The 17551-nt window shown below is 76.0% G+C and carries 10 protein-coding genes; 7 read left to right on the top strand and 3 right to left on the bottom strand.

Annotated features, from left to right (window positions below; translation table 11 throughout):
• The first annotated feature begins 45 nt into the window (after positions 1-45).
• The 4 genes from DOO78_RS28375 (at position 46) to DOO78_RS05510 (ending at position 3685) form a co-directional block, all read left to right on the top strand.
• Entirely contained in the window at positions 46-525 is a 480-nt protein-coding gene (locus tag DOO78_RS28375; protein WP_207802798.1) for a Bug family tripartite tricarboxylate transporter substrate binding protein, read from the top strand.
• A complete protein-coding gene (locus tag DOO78_RS28070; RefSeq protein WP_341538230.1) occupies positions 494-1033 on the top strand; it encodes a tripartite tricarboxylate transporter substrate-binding protein in 540 nt (179 codons plus the stop codon). Before DOO78_RS28375 ends, DOO78_RS28070 begins: the two co-directional genes overlap by 32 nt.
• Positions 1034-1101: 68 nt before the next feature.
• Positions 1102-2115 (top strand): NADPH:quinone oxidoreductase family protein, encoded by a 1014-nt coding sequence (locus DOO78_RS05515; RefSeq protein ID WP_111468753.1) that lies wholly within the window; start codon positions 1102-1104, stop codon positions 2113-2115.
• Between the two features lie 130 nt (positions 2116-2245).
• Positions 2246-3685: a DHA2 family efflux MFS transporter permease subunit gene (locus DOO78_RS05510; RefSeq protein WP_243634408.1), complete on the top strand. Its 1440-nt coding sequence runs from the start codon at positions 2246-2248 to the stop codon at positions 3683-3685.
• Between the two features lie 153 nt (positions 3686-3838).
• On the opposite strand, the gene DOO78_RS05505 is transcribed toward DOO78_RS05510, so the two are convergent.
• Genes DOO78_RS05505 through DOO78_RS05495 form a run of 3 tightly spaced genes read right to left on the bottom strand, consistent with a single transcriptional unit; the run spans position 3839 to position 8418 of the window.
• Positions 3839-4171, bottom strand: coding sequence for a DHCW motif cupin fold protein (locus DOO78_RS05505; RefSeq protein ID WP_111468751.1), 333 nt, complete (start codon positions 4169-4171; stop codon positions 3839-3841).
• Positions 4168-7269, bottom strand: coding sequence for an efflux RND transporter permease subunit (locus tag DOO78_RS05500; RefSeq protein ID WP_111468750.1), 3102 nt, complete (start codon positions 7267-7269; stop codon positions 4168-4170). The genes DOO78_RS05505 and DOO78_RS05500 overlap by 4 nt, the downstream gene beginning before the upstream one ends.
• A 21-nt stretch (positions 7270-7290) precedes the next feature.
• On the bottom strand, positions 7291-8418 hold the full coding sequence (locus DOO78_RS05495; RefSeq protein WP_111468749.1) for an efflux RND transporter periplasmic adaptor subunit: 1128 nt from the start codon (positions 8416-8418) through the stop codon (positions 7291-7293).
• Positions 8419-8676: 258 nt separating this feature from the next.
• Here DOO78_RS05495 and DOO78_RS05490 point away from each other — a divergent pair, with 258 nt between their 5' ends.
• The 3 genes from DOO78_RS05490 to DOO78_RS28065 all read left to right on the top strand — a co-directional run.
• A complete protein-coding gene (locus DOO78_RS05490) occupies positions 8677-13878 on the top strand; it encodes an alpha-2-macroglobulin family protein (protein WP_111468748.1) in 5202 nt (1733 codons plus the stop codon).
• The gene (gene pbpC / locus DOO78_RS05485; RefSeq protein WP_243634402.1) at positions 13875-15929 is read left to right on the top strand and encodes a penicillin-binding protein 1C; all 2055 of its coding nucleotides are present in this window, start codon (positions 13875-13877) and stop codon (positions 15927-15929) included. Before DOO78_RS05490 ends, pbpC begins: the two co-directional genes overlap by 4 nt.
• Positions 15930-16060: 131 nt before the next feature.
• A partial coding sequence (locus DOO78_RS28065; RefSeq protein WP_133258030.1) for an acyltransferase family protein occupies positions 16061-17551 on the top strand: 1491 nt, incomplete at its 3' end.

Genomic DNA, 17551 nt, shown 5'->3' with positions numbered 1-17551 from the left:
CCTGGTTCCTGCCTATCCTGCCCGGAACGGCGGGGAGGGGAAGGGATGACCGGCAGGGGAATGGCGCGGCGGCTCGTGCTGGGGGGCCTGCTGGCGGCGCCCGCGCTGCGCGGCCGGGCGGCGGGCGAGGCCGAGGGCTGGCCGGCCCGCCCGGTGCGCTTCGTCGTCCCCTATCCGCCGGGCGGCCCGACCGACATCCTCGGCCGCGTCGTCGCCGGCGCGCTGGCGCCCGCGCTCGGCCAGCCCATGGTGGTGGAGAACCGCCCCGGCGCCTCCGGCACCATCGGCGCCGAGGCGATCGCCCGGGCGGCGCCGGATGGCCAGAGCGTCCTGATGAACGCCTCCATCCATGTCATCATCCCGCACCTGAACCGCAGCCTGCCCTTCGACGCGCTGGCCGATTTCACGCCGGTGACGAACATGGCCTCGGTGCCGCTGGTCGCGGTGGTGAACCCGCAGCTGCCGGTGCGCAGCATCCCCGAGCTCATCGCCTATCTGCGGGCCAATCCCGGTCGCGTCTCCTAACGCCTCCTCCGGCAATGCCTCGGCGCTGCATCTGGCGGGCGAGATGTTCAAGCTGATGACCGGGACCGAGATGGTGCACGTGCCCTATCGCGGCGCCGGCCCGGCGGTGCAGGACCTGATCGCCGGCCAGGTGCAGCTCATCTTCGATAGCGTGCCGAGCAGCGCCGCGGCCGTCCGCGCCGGGCTGCTGCGGCCGCTGGCCGTCACCACGGCGCATCGCGTCGCCGCCTATCCCGAGCTGCCGACCATCGCCGAATCCGGCTTGCCGGGCTTCGACATCGCCACCTGGTACGCGATCTGGGGGCCGCCGCGCCTGCCGGCCCCGATCGCCCGGCGGCTGCAGGGCGCGGTCGCCGAGGCGGTCGCCCGGCCGGAGGTGCGGGAGCGGCTGGCGACGCTCGGCGCCGAGCCGGTGGCCGACACGCCGGAGGCGTTTGCCGCCTTCTGCGCCCGCGAATACGAACGCTGGGGCCGGCTGGTGCGCGAGGCGCGGGTGACGCTCGACTGAGCGCGCCACGCCGCCGCGGCCGGCCGTGCCGCGGGACGCGATGGCCATCATGGGCGGGAGACACAGGCATGCGCGCATTGGTCTGCGAGAGCTGGCGCGAATTCGACGCGCTCGAGCTGAAGGAGGTGCCGCCGCCGGCGCTGCGGCCGGGCGGGGTGCGCATCCGGGTGGAGGCGGCCGGCGTCTCCTTCGCCACCCAGCTCGTCGTCGCCGGCAAGTACCAGCGCAAGCCGCCGCTGCCCTTCACCCCGGGCACCGAGATCGCCGGCACGGTGATCGAGAGCGCGCCGGACGTGCCGGACCCGCTGCCGCCCGGCACCCGCGTCTTCGCCGTGCTCGACTGGGGCGGGCTGGCGGAGGAGGCGGTCGCCGACGCCATCCATGTCATGCCGATCCCCGACGGGCTGCCGCTGGCGCCGGCCGTCGCCATGCCGATCAGCTACCCGACCGCCGCCTCGGCCCTGCTGTGGCGGGCGCGGCTGGCGCCCGACCAGGGCGGACCCTGGGTGCTGGTGCATGGCGCGGCGGCCGGCGTCGGCCTCGCCGGGGTCGAGATCGCCAAGGCGCTCGGCGCCCGGGTGATCGCCCGCTGCGGCGCGGCGAAGCGGGCGGTGCCTGAGGCCCGCGGCGCCGATCTCGTCCTCGACAGCGCCGCGCCCTTCCGCGAGGCGGTGCGCGAGGCGACCGGCGGCGCCGGTGTCGCGGCGCTGCTCGACACCCTCGGCGCCCCGGTCTTCGAGGACAACCTCCGCTGCCTCGGCGATGGCGGCATGATGGTGACCATCGGCTTCGCCGCCGGCGGCATCCCGAGCCTGCCGCTCAACCTGCTGCTGCTGAAGAACATCGCCGTCGCCGGGGTGAATTGGGGCACCTATGTCGGCTGGTCGCCGGGCGACAACCGGCAGGCGCATGCGCCGCGGGTGCGGGCGCTCTGGCAGCGGCTCATCGACTGGTGGGCCGCCGGCGCCCTGACGCCGGAGGTGCATGCGAGCTTCCCGCTGCCGGAATTCCGCGCCGCCATGGCCGAGGTGCGCGGCCGCAACGCCGTCGGCCGGGTGGTGCTGCGGCCGGGCGAGAGGTAGCGCCCCCGGGATGCGCCACGGCGGGCGGGCTGTTTCCCTGGGTGGCACGGAAGGCTAGCTTGGTCGGATGACCGATACCGGCGGGGCGGACCCCGCCTCCCCCAGCCCGCGGCCCCCGCCCGAGACGCCCGTGCCCGAGACGCCCGCGCCTGGGGCGAAGGCCGATCCGCGGCTGATCGCCGCCATCGTCGCCAGCGCCCTCTTCATGCAGAATCTCGACAGCAGCGCGGTGACGACGGCGCTGCCGGCCATGGCGCGGGACCTGAACGTCGAGCCGGCGCGGCTCGGCGCCGCCATCACCTCCTATCTCGTCGCGCTCACCGTCTTCATCCCGGTCTCCGGCTGGGTGGCCGACCGCTTCGGCGCCAAGCGCGTCTTCATGGTGGCGATCGTCGTCTTCACCCTCGCCTCCGTCCTCTGCGGCCGGGCGAGCGGCGTCGTGGAGCTCATCGGCGCGCGCGTCCTGCAAGGCGTCGGCGGCGCCATGATGGTGCCGGTCGCGCGGCTGCTGCTGCTGCGGCAGATCCGCAAGGACGAGATGCTGAGCGCCATGGCCTGGCTCACCATGCCGGCGATGATCGGGCCGATCAGCGGCCCGCCGCTCGGCGGCTTCCTGACGGATGCCTTCGGCTGGCAATCGGTCTTCCTCATCAACGTCCCGATCGGCCTGCTCGGCCTGGTCATGGTGGCCTGGAAGATCCCGCCCGTCGCGCCCAGCAACCCCGGGCCGCCCGATCATCTCGGGCTGGTGCTGATCGGCCTGGCGCTGGCCCTCTTCATGTTCGGGCTGGAGACGGTCGGCCGCGGCGTGGTGCCGCCCGGCCTGCCGCAGGCCGGGCTGGTGCTCGGGGCGGTGTTCGGCTGGGCGGCGATCCGGCATTGCCGGCGGGCGAAGCGGCCGGCGCTCGACCTCTCGCTGCTGCGCATCCCGACCTTCAACACCTCGACCCTGGCCGGCAGCCTGTTCCGCATCGGCGCCGGCACCTCGCCCTTCCTGGTGCCGATGCTGCTGCAGGTGGGCTTCGGCCGCAGCGCCTCGGAGGCTGGGCTCGTCTCCTTCGCCACCGCCCTCGGCGCGCTGGCGATGAAGCCGCTGGCCCGGCCGGTGCTGAAGCGCTTCGGCTTCCGCCAGGCGCTGATCGGCGCCTCGCTGCTGGCGGCGGTGGGCGTGGCGCTGCCGGCGGCCTTCACCCCGGCCTGGCCGGCGCCGCTGCTCTTCGCCGTGCTGGCGCTGGGCGGGCTGTTCCGCAGCCTGCAATTCACCGCCCTCAACACGCTGGCCTTCGCCGATGTGCCGCCGGCGCGGCTCTCGGCGGCGACCAGCTTCGCCGGCACGGCGCAGCAGCTCGCCCCGGCGCTCGGCGTGGTGCTGGCGACGACGACGCTCGAGGTGAGCGCCCGGCTGGGGGGGCGGCACATCCCGGCGGAGCCCGATTTCACCACCGGCTTCCTGGTGGCCGGGCTGGTCATCGCCGCCTCGGCGCCCTTCTTCGCCCGGCTGGCGCCGGATGCGGGCGAGGCGGTGAGCGGCCATGGCGCCGGCCCGGCCAAGCGCCTGCCGGCGGAATGACGCGCCCCACGACGCCGCTGCGCGGCGTCGTGGGCCCCCCGGGATTCGCCTCTGTCCCGAGGCGCGTCACGGCCTGCCGTGGCAACGCCACGCCAGGGCAACGGATGGCGACACGGAGAGGCGCGCGCTCTGGGCGGCTCGTATGGTCGGCGCTCAGTCGACGATGAACAGCTTCGCGCCGGTGCGGGTGGAGGAGCGGTGGGCGGCGTCGCCGAAATCGGAGACCTGGTAGCTCATCCCCGGCCGCAGCACGAAGCGCCGCCCGTCGCGCAGCTCGGTCTCCAGCTCGCCCTCCAGCACCAGCAGCACATGGCCGCGGTCGCACCAGTGGTCCGCCAGGTAGCCCGGCGTGTACTCCACCATGCGCACGCGCAGGTCGCCGATGTCGAGGGTGCGCCAGATCGCCTCGCCGCTCTCGCCGGGGTGCCGGGTTTCCGGCACCGCCGACCAGTCGGTGACGGTGAAGGCGAGGGTCGGGATCTTCATTCGGCCGGCGCCGCCGCCGGCACCGCGCCGCGGCCGAAGCTCAGCTTCCGCGCCAGGCTGTCGAAGCCGAGATAGAGCACCGGAGTGACGAAGAGGGTGAGCACCTGGCTGACGGCCAGGCCGCCCACCACGGCGAGGCCGAGCGGCTGCCGCAGCTCCGCCGCCGCGCCCCAGCCGGCGGCGATCGGGATGGCGTCGGCGCCGGCGGCGAGCGTCGTCATCAGGATCGGCCGGAAGCGCAGCAGGCAGGCCTCGCGCACCGCCGTCAGCGCCGGCGAGCCGGCCCGCTGCCGTTGCAGCGCCACGTCGACGATCATGATGGCGTTCTTCTTCACCAGCCCGATCAGCAGCAGCACGCCGATGACCGCGATCACCGAAAGGTCGAGGCCGAAGAGGTAGAGCGTGGCGAAGGCGCCGAGCGCGGCCGCCGGCAGGCCCGAGAGGATGGTCAGCGGGTGGATCAGGCTCTCATACAGCACGCCGAGCACGACATACATGATGAGGACGGCGGTCAGCACCAGCATGCCCTGGCCGGCCAGCGCCTCCTGGAAGACCTGGGCCGCGCCGGAGAAGCCGGTGACGATGGTGGGCGGCAGGCCCATCTCCCGCTCCACCGTGCGGATGGCGTTCACCGCGTCGCCGAGCGCCACCCCGGGCGGCGTGTTGAAGCCGATGATGACGGCCGGCAGCTGGCCCTGATGCGAGACGTTCAGCGGGCCGGAGCGCCGCTCGATGGTGGCGACGGCCGAGAGCGGCACCAGCCGGCCGGAGGTGGAGCGGAGATAGAGCTTGGCGAGGCCGGTCTCGTCCCGCTGATCCTCCGGCAGGGCCTCTAGGATCACCGGATAGGCATTGGCCTGGCCGTAGATGGTGGAGATCTGCCGGGCGCCGAAGGCGGAGAAGAGGGCCTGCCGCACCTGGTCCACCGTGACGCCGAGGCTCGAGGCGCGGTCGCGGTCGATGTTGACCAGCACCACCGGGCTGTCGAGCTGCAGGTCGGTGTTCACGTCCTGCAATTGCGGCAGGGTCTGCAGCCGCTCCTCCAGCCGCGGCGCCCAGCCATAGAGCTCGTCCAGCTTCAGCCCCTGCAGGGTGTAGAGATACTGCGTGCGGGTCGGGCGGGCGCCGAAATTGATGTTCTGGATCGGCTGCATGAAGACGCGCAGGCCCGGGAAGCTGGTAGCGGTGCGCCGCAGCGACTGGATGACATGCTCGATCTGCGGCCGCTCGGCACGCGGCTTCAGCTCGACGAAGAGGCGGCCCTGGTTGATGGAGATGCTGCCGCCGACGGTGCCGAGGTTGGAAACGACGTTGGTGACATAGGGCGTCTGCAGCAGCGCCTCGCTCAGCTCGCCCTGCATGGTCGCCATCGCCGCCATGGAGGCGCCGCGCGGCCCCTCGGTGTTGATGAGCAGGAAGCCGGTGTCCTCGACCGGGAAGAAGCCCTTCGGGATCACCACCGCCACATAGGCCGCGGTGCCGAGCGAGGCGAGGAAGAGCAGCCAGACCACCAGGCGGAAGCGCAGCGCCTTGTCCAGCAGCCAGGCATAGGCGCGCTCGATCGCCTGGAAGCCGCCCTCCAGCACCCGGTCGAGCAGCGGCGGGCGCTTGCCCGGGACGTGGTGGCCGCGCAGCCGGCTCGCCATCAGCGGCGTCAGGGTGAGGGAGACGATGCAGGAGGCGATGACCGAGAGCGAGACCGTCGCCGCGAAGGCGTTGAACACCCGCCCGACCACGCCGCCCATCAGCAGGATCGGCAGGAAGACGGCGATGAGCGAGAGGGTGATGGACAGGACGGTGAAGCCGATCTCGCGGGAGCCGCGGATCGCCGCCTGCATCGGCGCCATCCCCGCCTCGATGTGCCGGACGATCGCCTCCAGCACCACGATCGCGTCGTCCACCACGAGGCCGACGGCGATGGTCAGCCCGAGCAGCGTCACGTTGTCGATGCCGTAGCCGAGCGCATACATCAACCCGAAGGCGACGCAGAGGCTGATCGGCACGGCGACGGTCGGGATCAGCGTCGCCGTCACCCGCCGCAGGAAGAGGAAGCAGACCAGCACCACCAGCCCGATGGCGATCAGCAGGCTCTCCTGCACGTCGTGCACCGCGTCGCGGATCGAGCGCGAGCGGTCGAGCATGACGTTGAGCTCGGCCCCCGGGGGCAGGGAGGATTGCAGCGCCGGCAGGCTCGCCTTGACCCCGTCCACCACCTCCACCGTGTTGGCGTCCGGCTGGCGCAGCACGGCCAGCACCAGGGCGCGGGTGTCGTTCCGCCAGGCGGCGACGCGCTCGTTCTGCACGCCATCGACCACCTGGGCGATCTCGGAGAGCCGCACCGGCGCCTGCGCCCGGCCGGCGACGACGAGCCGGCCGAACTCGGCCGCGCTCTGCGGCTGGTCGTTGGCGCGCAGGGTGAGCTGCTGGCGGGTGCCGTTCAGCAGCCCGACCGGGGTGCTGGAATTCGCCGCCGCGACGCTGCCCAGCAGCGTGTCGAAGGGCAGGCCCATGGCGGCGGTGCGGTCGGGGTCGAGCCGCACGCGCACGGAATAGAGCTGCTCGCCATAGGTCTGCACCTGGGCGACGCCCGGCACGCGCGACAGGGCCGGGGCGATGATGGTGCTGGCGATGTCGTTCAGCCGATAGAGCGGCGCGTCGCCGCCCGAGAGGGTCAGCAGCACCACCGGGGCATCCGCCGGGTTCACCTTGCGGTAGTTCGGCGGGATGGTCATGTCGATCGGCAGCCGGCGCTGGGCGCGCGTCATCGCCGCCTGCACGTCCTGCGCCGCGGCGTCGATGTTGCGGCCGAGCACGAATTGCACGGTGATCTGGGTCGTGTCCTGGCCGTTGATCGAGGTCATGCTGTCGACGCCGGCGATGGTCGACAGCTCGCGCTCGAGCGGCAGGGCAACGCTGGTCGCCATGGTCTCCGGGCTGGCGCCGGGGAAATTCGCGTAGATGGTGATGACCGGGAAATCCACCCGCGGCACCGCCGCGACCGGCAGCTTCGTGTAGGCGAAGGCGCCGGCGACGATGGCGGCGAGCGACAGCAGCACCGTCATCACCGGACGGCGGATGCAGAGTTCGGAGATGTTCATCCTGTCCCGCCCCGCCCGGCGCTATTGCAGACTGGAGACGCGCGACGCCGGATCGCGCTCCGTCGCCCGCGTGCCCTCGGTCACCCGTTGCGCGCCGTCGACGATCACCCGCTCGCCGGCCGCGAGCTCGCCCTTCACCACCGCCCGGTCGCCGGCGGTGCGGACATACTCCACCGCCCGTCGCCGCGCCGTCCCGTCGGGGGCGAGGACGAAGACGTAGCGGCCATGCTGGCCGGTCTGCACCGCCGGGGCGGCGACGGTGATCGCCGCCGGATCGACCCGCGGCGCCAGGCTCACCTGCACGTACTGGCCCGGCCAGAGCTTGCGGGCGGTGTTCTCGAAGCGGCCCTTCAGCAGGATGGTGCCGGTGGTGGTATCGACCGCGCTGTCGACGAAGACGAGGCGCCCTTCGGCCGCCGGCGCCTCGTCCGCCTCGGGCTTGGCCCGCACCACCGGCGGCTCGCCGCGCATGGCGGCCTGGATGGTCGGCAGCCAGCGCTCCGGCACCGCGAAGCTGACCAGGATCGGGTCGATCTGGGTGAGGGTGGTGATGGCGGTGTTCTCCGCCTGGCGGACGAAATTGCCGGCCCGCAGCGGGATGGCGCCGAGCACCCCGTCCATCTCGGCGGTGATGGTGGCGTAGTCGATGTTCAGCCGGGTCTGGGCGATCAGCGCCTCGGTGGCGCGGACCGTGGCGATGCCGGCGAGCGCATCCGCCTGCGCCTGCTCGAAGCGCTGCTGCGAGGCGAAGCTCTCGCCGCGCAGCGACTGGTAGCGCCGCTGGTCGGCCGCGGCCCGCGCCGCCTGCGCCTTGTCCCGGGCGAGCTGCGCCTCCTGCTGCGCCAGCAGCGCCTGGTTCATCCGGCTGTCGAGGACGAAGAGCGGCTGGCCGCGGCGCACCATCTGCCCCTCGGCCGCCAGCACCTGCTCGATCTGCCCATCGACCCGGGCGCGGATGGTGACGACCGATTCCGCGGCGACGATGCCGTTGGCGAGGATCTCGACCGGCACCGGGCCGATCCGCACCGGGTCGGTGGTGACCGGCACCGCGCCGCCGGCCTGCTGCCCGGCCGCCCCCACCGCCGGGCCGACGCCCAGGAGGACGGCCAGGAGCGCGCGCCGCAGCCGCGATGGCAGGTTTGACGTCATGATGCTCCCCGCCTGGGCCCGGCGCCGCGGAGGCATCCCCCCGGCCGAGCGACCCGATCCTATACGGATGCCGGCCTGCCGTCCCACGCGGTCGACCGATTTCTGCGACGATCGGGCCCTCTGGATGAAAAATTGAGCGGCGGCCCGGGGCCGGAATGACGAAAAAGCGTGCAGCCGCCCGCGACCGGCCGGCCGGCGCGGCGGCCGGCCGCCGCCTGTGGCATGCTGCGGCACGCCCGTCACAGGTCCCGCCCCGCCATGCGCCTGCCCCCGCTGCTCCTCGCCCTGTTGCTCGCTCCCCTCCTCGCCATGGCGGCGGCGCGGGCCGAGGAGCTCGACCTGCCCGGCCTCGCCGGCGACACCGCGGCCTATCAGCGCGACCTCGCCCGCCGCTTCCCCGCCGGCGCCACGCCGCAGCAGCGCGCCGCCGCCGAGGCGCGCGCCGCCGGGGCCGAGCGGCAACAGAATTGGGCGGCGGCGGCGCAGGCCTGGGAGGAGCGCGCCGGCAGCGGCGAGGCGCGGCCCGAGCACTGGCTCGCCCTGGCCCGGGCGCAGCTGCAACGCACCCCGCCCGAGCCGGCGCGGGCCTTGCAGGCCGCCTGGCAGGCCTTCCAGATGCTGCCGACCGGGGCCGCCGAGATCCCGGCGCTGCTCGTCATGGCCGATGCGCTGCAGCGGCTCGACCGGCCGGCGCAGCAGATCCGGGCGCTGCAGGCGGCGGTGGAGCGGGCGCCGGACACGCCCCGCCTGCGCCAGGCCCTGGCCGAGGCCCGCCGCGCCGCCGGACTGCTGGTCGCCGGCATCGCCACCGAGCCGGAGGCCGAGCCGGCCCGCGCCTGCCTCCGCTTCACCACCCCGCCCGCCCGGCGCACCGACTGGCAGCCGGCGGACTGGGTCCGCACCGAGCCGCCCATCCCCGGCCTCGCCGTGCTGCGCGAGGGCGAGCAGCTCTGCCTCGCCGGCCTGCCGCATGGCCAGGCCACCCGCGTCATCCTCCGCCCCGGCCTGCCCGGCGAGGACGGGCTGCGGCTGAACCGGGAGACCACGCTGCGCATCGCCATGCCCGACCGGGCGGCGCGCATCGCCTTCGATGCCAGCCGCTTCATCCTGCCGCGCGGCCAGGCGCAGCGGGTCGGCCTCGCCACGGTGAACCTCTCCGCCCTCGCCCTGAAGGTGGTGCGGGTGAGTGAGCGCAACCTGCTGCCCTTCGCCCGCAACGGCTGGACGCCGGGCGAGGCGATCGCCGGCTGGAACGCCGAGGACATCCCGGAGAGCTGGGGCGCCACGGTCTGGGAGGGCCGGGTCGAGCTGCCCGCCCGCGCGCCCAACCGCACCGAGCGCCTGGCCCTGCCGCTGCCCGAGGCGCTGCGGCGCGCCGGCCCCGGCCTCTATGCGCTGGTGGTGCGCCCGGCCGATGGGGCGAAGGCCGCCGCGGCGGCGCTGCCGGTCATCGTCACCGATCTCGGCCTGACCGCCTGGCGCGGGCCGCAGGGGCTCGCGGTGCAGGCGCGCGGCCTGGCGGGGGGCCGGCCGCTCGCCGGGGCGCGCATCCGCCTGCTCTCCCTCGGCAACGACATCCTGGCCGAGGCCGAGGCCGGCGCGGACGGCACGGTGCGCTTCGCCGGGCCGCTGCTGCGCGGCCAGGGGCCGATGGCGCCGCGCGCCCTGCATGCCAGCCTCGGCGAGGATTTCGTCGCCCTCGATCTCGACGCCGCCGCCTTCGACCTCTCTGACCGCGGCGCCGGTGGGGCGCCGCAGCCGGGGCCGCTGGAGGCCTGGTTCTGGCTCGACCGCGGCATCTACCGCCCCGGCGAGACGGTGCAGGCCATGGCGCTGCTGCGCGACGCCGCCGGGGCGCCGCGCGACCTGCCGGCGCGGCTCAGGGTGCGGCGGCCGAATGGCAGCGTCTTCGCCGAGAGCGTGCCGGCGCGCGGGCCCGGCGCCTCGCTCGCCTGGCCCGTCGCCCTGCCGGCCGGCGCCCCGGCCGGGCTGTGGAGCATCGAGGCCTTCGGCGACCCGGCGGCGCCGCCGATCGGCCGCGCCGAATTCCGCGTCGAGGCCTTCGTGCCGGAGCGGCTGGCGGTGACGGCCGGTCCCGCGCCCGGCCCGCTCGTCCCCGGCCAGGCCCTGAAGGTGCCGGTCGCCGCCCGCTTCCTCTACGGCGCCCCCGCCGCCGGCCTCGCCGGCGATGCCGAACTGCGGCTGCTCGCCGAGCGCTCGCCCTTCCCGGCCTACAAGGACTACGTCTTCGGCCTGCAGGACGAGGAATTCGCCCCCGAGCTGCTGCCCTTCGAGATCGAGCCGCTCGATGCCGCCGGCGAGGGCGTGCTCAGCCTCGCCCTGCCGCGCACCCCCGACACGACGCGGCCGCTGCGCGCCGAGGTGGCGATCGCCATCGATGAGCCGGGCGGCCGCGCCTCCCGCACCAGCCTCTCCCTGCCGGTGCGCGGCCCCGCCCGGCTGATCGGGGTGCGGCCGCTCTTCGCCGATCTCGCCGTGGATGCCGGGGCCGAGGCGGGCTTCGAGATCGTCGTCCTCGATGCCGAGGCCAGGCCGGTGGCGGCGCGGCTGCGGGCGCGGCTGCTCCGCGAGCGGCCGGACTGGCGCATCGTCGCCCGCGACGGCCAGGCGCGCTACGAGACGGTCTGGCGCGACGAGCCGGTGGACAGCGCCGCGCTCGACATCGCCGCCGGCCAGCCCGCCCGCTTCGCCCGCAGCCTGCCCTTCGGCCGCTACCGGCTGGAGGTGAGCGAGGCAGGCGGCGGGCTCGCCGTCACCTCGCTGCGCTTCCGCGCCGGCTGGGCCGGCGGCGAGACGGCGGAGGTGCCGGACAAGGTGGATGTCGCCGCCGACCGGCGCGCCTATGCGCCCGGCGAGACGGCGCGGCTGCGCATCACCCCGCCCTTCGCCGGCCCGGCCAGCCTCGCCGTGCTGACCGACCATCTGGTGGCGATCCGCGAGATCGAGGTCGCGGAGGGCGGCACCGAGGTGGAGTTGCCGGTCGATCCCGGCTGGGGCGCCGGCGCCTATGTCGCCGTCACCGCCTTCCACCCCGGCGAGACGCGCGAGGGGCAGCCGGGACGGGCGCTTGGCCTCGCCTGGCTGCAGCTCGACCCTGCCGCCCGCCGCCTCGACGTCGCGCTCGCCGCCCCGGCCGGGGCCCGGCCCGGCCGGCGGCTCGAGGTGCCGTTGCGCCTGAGCCCCGCCACCGAGGGGGCGATGGTCACCCTCACCGCCGTCGACGAGGGGATCCTGCGGCTGACCCGCTTCGCCGCCCCCGACCCGCTCGGGCATTTCCTCGGCCAGCGGCGCCTCGGGGTCGATATCCGCGACGATTACGGCCGGCTGATCCCGCCGCCCGAGGGCGAGCCGGCCGTGCTGCGCCAGGGCGGCGACGAGGTCGCGCTGCCCGATCTGGCGGTGCCGCAGCGGAGCCTCGCGCTCTTCTCCGGCCCGGTGGCGGTGGCCCCGGACGGCACCGCGACCATCGCGCTCGACATCCCGGATTTCGCCGGCGAGCTGCGGCTGATGGCCGTCGCCTGGGCCGGCGAGCGGCTCGGCGCCGCGAGCCAGCCCGTCACCATCCGCGACCCGGTGGTGGCCGAGCCGGCCCTGCCGCGCTTCCTCGCCCCGGGCGACGAGGCGCGGCTGCCGGTGCTGCTGCACAACCTGGAATTGCCGGCGGGCGAGGTGGCGGTCGATCTCACGGCCGAGGGGGCGATCGGGCTCGCCGGCCCGGCCCGCCTCGCCGCCAGCCTGGCGCCCGGGGCGCGGGCCCTGCCGGCGAGCGCGCTGCGCGCGACCGCCAGCGGGGAGGGGGTGCTGCGCCTCGCCGTCAGCGGGCCGGACGGGTTCCGGGCGCTGCGCGAGGCGCGGATCACGGTGCGGTCCTCCCGGCCCCTGGCCACCGACGTGGCGGCGCAGGAGATCCCGCCCGGGGCGGAGCGGGCGCTGCCGCTCGATCCCGGGCGCTGGGTGGCGGGAAGCTGGGTCGCCACCGCCCGCTTCGGCGGCCCGGTGCGCTACGACGCGACCGGGATGCTGCAGCAGCTCGAGCGCTACCCCTTCGGCTGCCTGGAGCAATCCGCCTCCCGCCTGCTCGCCTTCGCCCTGGCGCCCGGCTGGGGCGAGGCGGCGGAGGCGGGGGCGGCCCGGATGCAGCGGGCGGCGCAGCAGGTGCTCGACAAGCAGCGCTTCGACGGCGGCTTCGGCCTGTGGTCGGCGCAGGGCGAGGCGGAGGAATGGACCGGCGCCTATGCCGTGGAGGCGCTGCTGCGGGCGCAGGCCGCCGGCGCCGCCCTGCCGGAGGCGGCGCTGGCCGCGGCGCTCCAGGCCATCGCCGAGCAGGCCGAGGACGTGGCGCCCGACACGCCGGAGGCCATGGCCGCCCAGGCCTATCGGCTGCACGTGCTGGCCCTGGCCGGCCAGCCGCGGCCCGGCGCGGCGCGGCGGCTGCTGGAGCAGCTCGAGGCGTTGCCGACGCCGCTCGCCCGGGCGCAGCTCGGCGCCGCCTTCGCCCACGCCGGCGACCGGGCGCGGGCGGAGCAGGCCTTCGCGGCGGCGCTGCAGGCGCCGGCGCGGGAGGGCTGGATCTACGACTATGGCAGCGCCGCGCGCGACGCCCTGGCGGTGGCGCTGCTGCTGCGCGAGAGCGGCGTGCTGGCCGGGCGCCTGCCGGAGGCGATCGCCCGCCTGCCGGGGCCGGATTTCGCCCCGGCGCGCATCAGCACCCAGGAGCAGGCCTGGGGGGTGGCCGCCGCCGCCGTGCTGGGGCGGGACGGGCGGCCGGTGCGGCTGGCGCTGGATGGGCGGGAGCAGCCGCCGGCGCCGCTCCTCGCCCTCGCCCTGACGGCCCCCGGCCGGGCCCGCAACCTCGGCGAGGCGCCGTTCTGGGCCAGCCTCTCGGTCACCGGCATCCCCGTCCAGCCCGCCCCGGCCGGGCGCAGCGGGCTGCGCATCAGCCGCCGCTTCCTCGATGCCGCCGGGCAGCCGGTCGATCTCGACCAGCTGCGCCAGAACCAGGTCTTCGTGCTGCTGCTGGAAGGCCGCAACGAGAGCGGCCAGCCGGTGCGGGCGCTGGTGCAGCAGGGGCTGCCGGCGGGCTGGGAGATCCTCGGCCGGCTGGCCGGGGAGGAGGTGCCGGGCATGCCCTGGCTCGGCCCGCTGAGCGAGACGGAGGCGATGCCGGCGCTCGACGACCGCTTCGCCGCGGCGCTCGAGCTGACGCCGCAGGAGCCGGAGTTCCGCCTGGCGGTGCGGCTGCGGGCGGTGACCGCCGGGCGCTTCGAGCTGCCGGGGGCGCAGGTGGAGGACATGGTGCGGCCCGCCTTCTTCGCGCGGCAGAACACCGGCCGCGTCGCGGTGCTGGGGCCGGACGACCCGGCGCCGGCCCCGCCGCAGACCCAGCCGCAGGCTCCATCGCAGGCCCAGCCGCCGCTGCGCCCGGCGCCGCCGCGGTGACGGCGCCGGCCGGCGGCGGGCGGTGGGGCGGGCGGCTGGCCGGCGCGGCGGCGCTCTCCCTGGGGGTGGTCCTGGCGCTGGTCCTGGCGCTGGTCCTGGCGCTGGCCTTGGCCCTCGATCGGGCGCTGCCGCCGGATCTCTCGCGCTTCCGGGCAGTGGGGACGGAGGTGCTGGACCGCGAGGGGCGGCTGCTCTCCGTGCTGCCGGCGCCGGGCGGCGTCTGGCGGCTGCGGACGGATGTGCGCGACGTGCCGCCCGAGCTGCTGGCGCTGCTGCTGGCGGCCGAGGACCGGCGCTTCCGCCAGCATCCCGGCGTCGATCCGCTGGCGCTCGGCCGCGCCGCGCTGCAATGGCTGCGCGCCGGCCGCGTCGTCTCCGGCGGCTCGACCCTGACGATGCAGGCGGCGCGGCTGCTGGAGCCGCGGCCACGCACGCTCCGCAGCAAGGCGATCGAGATCCTCCGCGCCCTGCAGCTCGAGGCGCGCTTCTCCAAGGACGAGATCCTCGGCCTCTGGCTGACCCTGGCGCCGATGGGCGGCAACCTCGAAGGGGTGCGGGCCGGGGCGCTGGCCTGGTTCGGCCGCCCGGCCGCGGGGCTCGGCCCGGCCGAGGCGGCGCTGCTGGTCGCCATCCCGCGCCGGCCCGAGGCGCTGCGGCCGGACCGCCACCCCGAGGCCGCCGCGGCGGCGCGCGCCACGCTGCTCCGCCGCCACGCGCCCGCCCTGGCCGGCCCCGGTCCGGACGAGGCCGGCCCGGTGCCGCGCGCCCGGCTGGCCATGCCGCGCCTGGCGCCGCATCTGGCGCGGGAGCTGGCCCAGGATCCGGTCACCCGGGTTCAGGGACCGGGGTCAGGCGATCACGCGCCAGCGGCGGACGCGGCGGCGGCCCGGATCGTCACCACCCTCGACCTGCCCCTGCAGCGCGCCGCCGAGGCGATCGCCGCCGAGGCGCTGCGCGGCCTGCCGGAGCGCGCCACGGTGGCGCTGCTGGTCGCCGACCTGCGCGCGCATGCGGTGCGCGCCCTGGTCGGCGGCGAATTCGGCTCGGCGAGGCGGGCCGGTTCGCTCGACCTGACACGGGCGGTGCGCTCGCCCGGCTCGGCGTTGAAGCCGGCGCTCTATGCCCTCGGCTTCGAGGCCGGGCTGGCCGGACCGGAGACGCTGCTGGCCGACCTGCCGCGCCGCTTCGGCGGCTATGCGCCGGAGAATTTCGACCGCGGCTTCGCCGGGCGGGTCACGGTGGCCGATGCCCTGCGGCAATCGCTGAACCTGCCGGCCGTCGCGCTGCTCGATGCGCTCGGCCCGATCCGCTTCGCCGCGGCGCTGAAGGCGGCCGGGGCGCCGCCGCGCCTGCCGCCCGGCGCCGACCCCGCCCTGCCGCTGGCGCTCGGCGGCCTCGGCACGACGCTGCGGGAGATGACCGCGCTCTATGCCGCGCTCGGCGACCATGGCCGGGCGGCGCCGCTGCGGCTGCTGCCCGGGCCGGAGGCGGCGGCGCGGCCGGTCTTCGCGCCCTCCGCCGCCGATCTCGCCGCCGCCATCCTGGTGCAGCCCTTTCCCGGTGGCGGGCCGGCGGGCATCGCCTGGAAGACCGGGACGAGCTGGGGCGGGCGGGATGCCTGGGCGATGGGGATGGATGCCGGGCATGTCGCCGGCGTCTGGGTCGGTCGGCCGGATGGCACGCCGATCCCCGGGGCGACCGGCGCCCGGCTGGCGCTGCCGCTGCTCGCCCGGCTCTTCGAGCGCCTGCCGCCGGCGCCGCGCGCCGGGTTGCCGGCGCGGCCCGCCCAGGCGGCGGCGGGGGCGGCGCTCGATCGCCTGCGCCTCGCCTTCCCGCCACCCGGGGCGGTGCTCGCGGCGGCGGGCGAGCCGGTGACGCTGCGCGCCGCGGGCGGGCGGCGGCCGCTCACCTTCCTCGTCGACGGCAGCCCCCTGCCGGCCGAGCCGGCGCGGCGCGAGGCGGCCTGGACGCCGCCCGGCCCCGGCTTCTACCGGGTGACGGTGCTGGACGCGGCCGGGGAGGCGGCCAGGGCGGAGTTGCGCGTGCGCTGAGGGCGCCGCCCGGGACGCCGCTGCGCCGCGTCGGCCTGCTTGCAGGCCGCCGGGCGCCGGGGGATAGGGAGGCCCCGCCCGCTCGGCGTCCCGCCCGGCCGTGCGCCTGCATCGGGAACCGCCTCGGCCCCATGATCCTCTCGCCGCTTCTCGTCCTCGGGCTGCTGGGCCTGGCGCTCGCCGCCGCAGGGCTGGTGCTGCGGCTCTCGCCGGCGGCGCGCGGGCTGCTCGCGGCCGAGGCGGGCCGCACCCCGGCGCTGGACGGGCTGCGCGGGCTCCTCGCCCTCAGCGTCTTCGTCCACCACGCGGTCATCACCTGGTTCTTCCTGCTCGGCCGCGGCTGGGCGCTGCCGCCCTCGCGGCTGCATGGCCAGCTCGGGCAGGTGGGGGTCGCCCTGTTCTTCATGGTGACGGCCTTCCTCTTCTGGGGCCGGGTGCTGGCGCGGCGGGGTCGTCTCGACTGGGGCGGCTTCCTGATCGGTCGGCTCTGGCGGCTCTACCCGGCCTGGCTGCTGGCGCTCGCCGGGGTGTTGCTGGCAGTGCTGCAAGCAGGGGGCTGGCGCTGGCGGCAGCCGGCCGGCGAGACGCTGCGGGGGCTCGGCGCCTGGCTGCTCTTCGCCTATCCGGCGCCGGCCGATCTCAACGGCTTCGCCGGCACCGGGCGGTTGCTCGCCTATGCCGCCTGGTCGCTGCCTTATGAGGTGCTGTTCTACGCCCTGCTCCCGCTGGCCGCGATGCTGGTCTTCCGGGCGCCGCGGCCGGGGGCGATCCTGGCCTGCCTGGGGATGATGGCCGGCATGCTGGCGCTGGCCGGCGGGCATTGGATCTTCCAGGGGCCGGTGCTGGCCTCCTTCGCCGGCGGCATCGCCGCGGCGCATGTGGCGCGCCGGCCGGCCTTGCGGGCGGGATGCGCCAGCCCCTGGGCGGTGCCGCCGGCCCTGCTGGCGCTCGGCCTCGTGCTGTTCGGCCTCGACACCGCCTATGCCATGCCGGCGACGCTGCTGCTGACGCTGGTCTTCGTCCCGGTCGCCTGCGGCAACGGCTTCGGCGGCGCGCTCACCCGGCCGGCCCTGGTCTGGCTGGGGCAGGCCAGCTACAGCCTCTACCTGCTGCACGGGCTGGTGCTCTGGCTGGTCGCCGACCGGCTGGGCGGCTGGCTGGACCCGGGGCGGGGCAGCGAGGCGCTGTATGCGGGACTGCTCCTCCTCGCCTGCCCGCTGCTGGTGCTGCTGGCGAGCCTCGCCGCCCTGGGCGTCGAGCAGCCGGGCATCGCCGCGGGGCGTCGGCAGGCGGCGCGCCGGGCCGCGGCGGGCTTGCGGCCGGCGGCCCCGGCCCGCATAGCGGGGCATGATCCTTTACGTGGATGGGGATGCCTGCCCGGTGCGGGAGGAGGTGTTCCGGGTGGCGACGCGGCTCGGCCTGCCGGTGCGCGTCGTCAGCAATGGCAGCCGCCCCGTCCGGCCGCCCGGCCTGCCGAATGTCGAGATGGTGGTGGTCGCCGCGGGACCGGATGCGGCGGATTGGCTGTGTCCATGAATGTTGGCCCACCAGTGCTGACGAATTCTGGCCCACCTGCCGCTTCTGACCGCCCTGGCCGGGCCGCGGCCCGGCCAGGGCGGTCA

Origin of the sequence: Roseicella frigidaeris (genome assembly GCF_003258945.1) — a bacterium.
GTDB classification, from domain to species: Bacteria; Pseudomonadota; Alphaproteobacteria; order Acetobacterales; family Acetobacteraceae; genus Paracraurococcus; species Paracraurococcus frigidaeris.
This window is presented reverse-complemented; position numbering and strand designations above follow the sequence as displayed.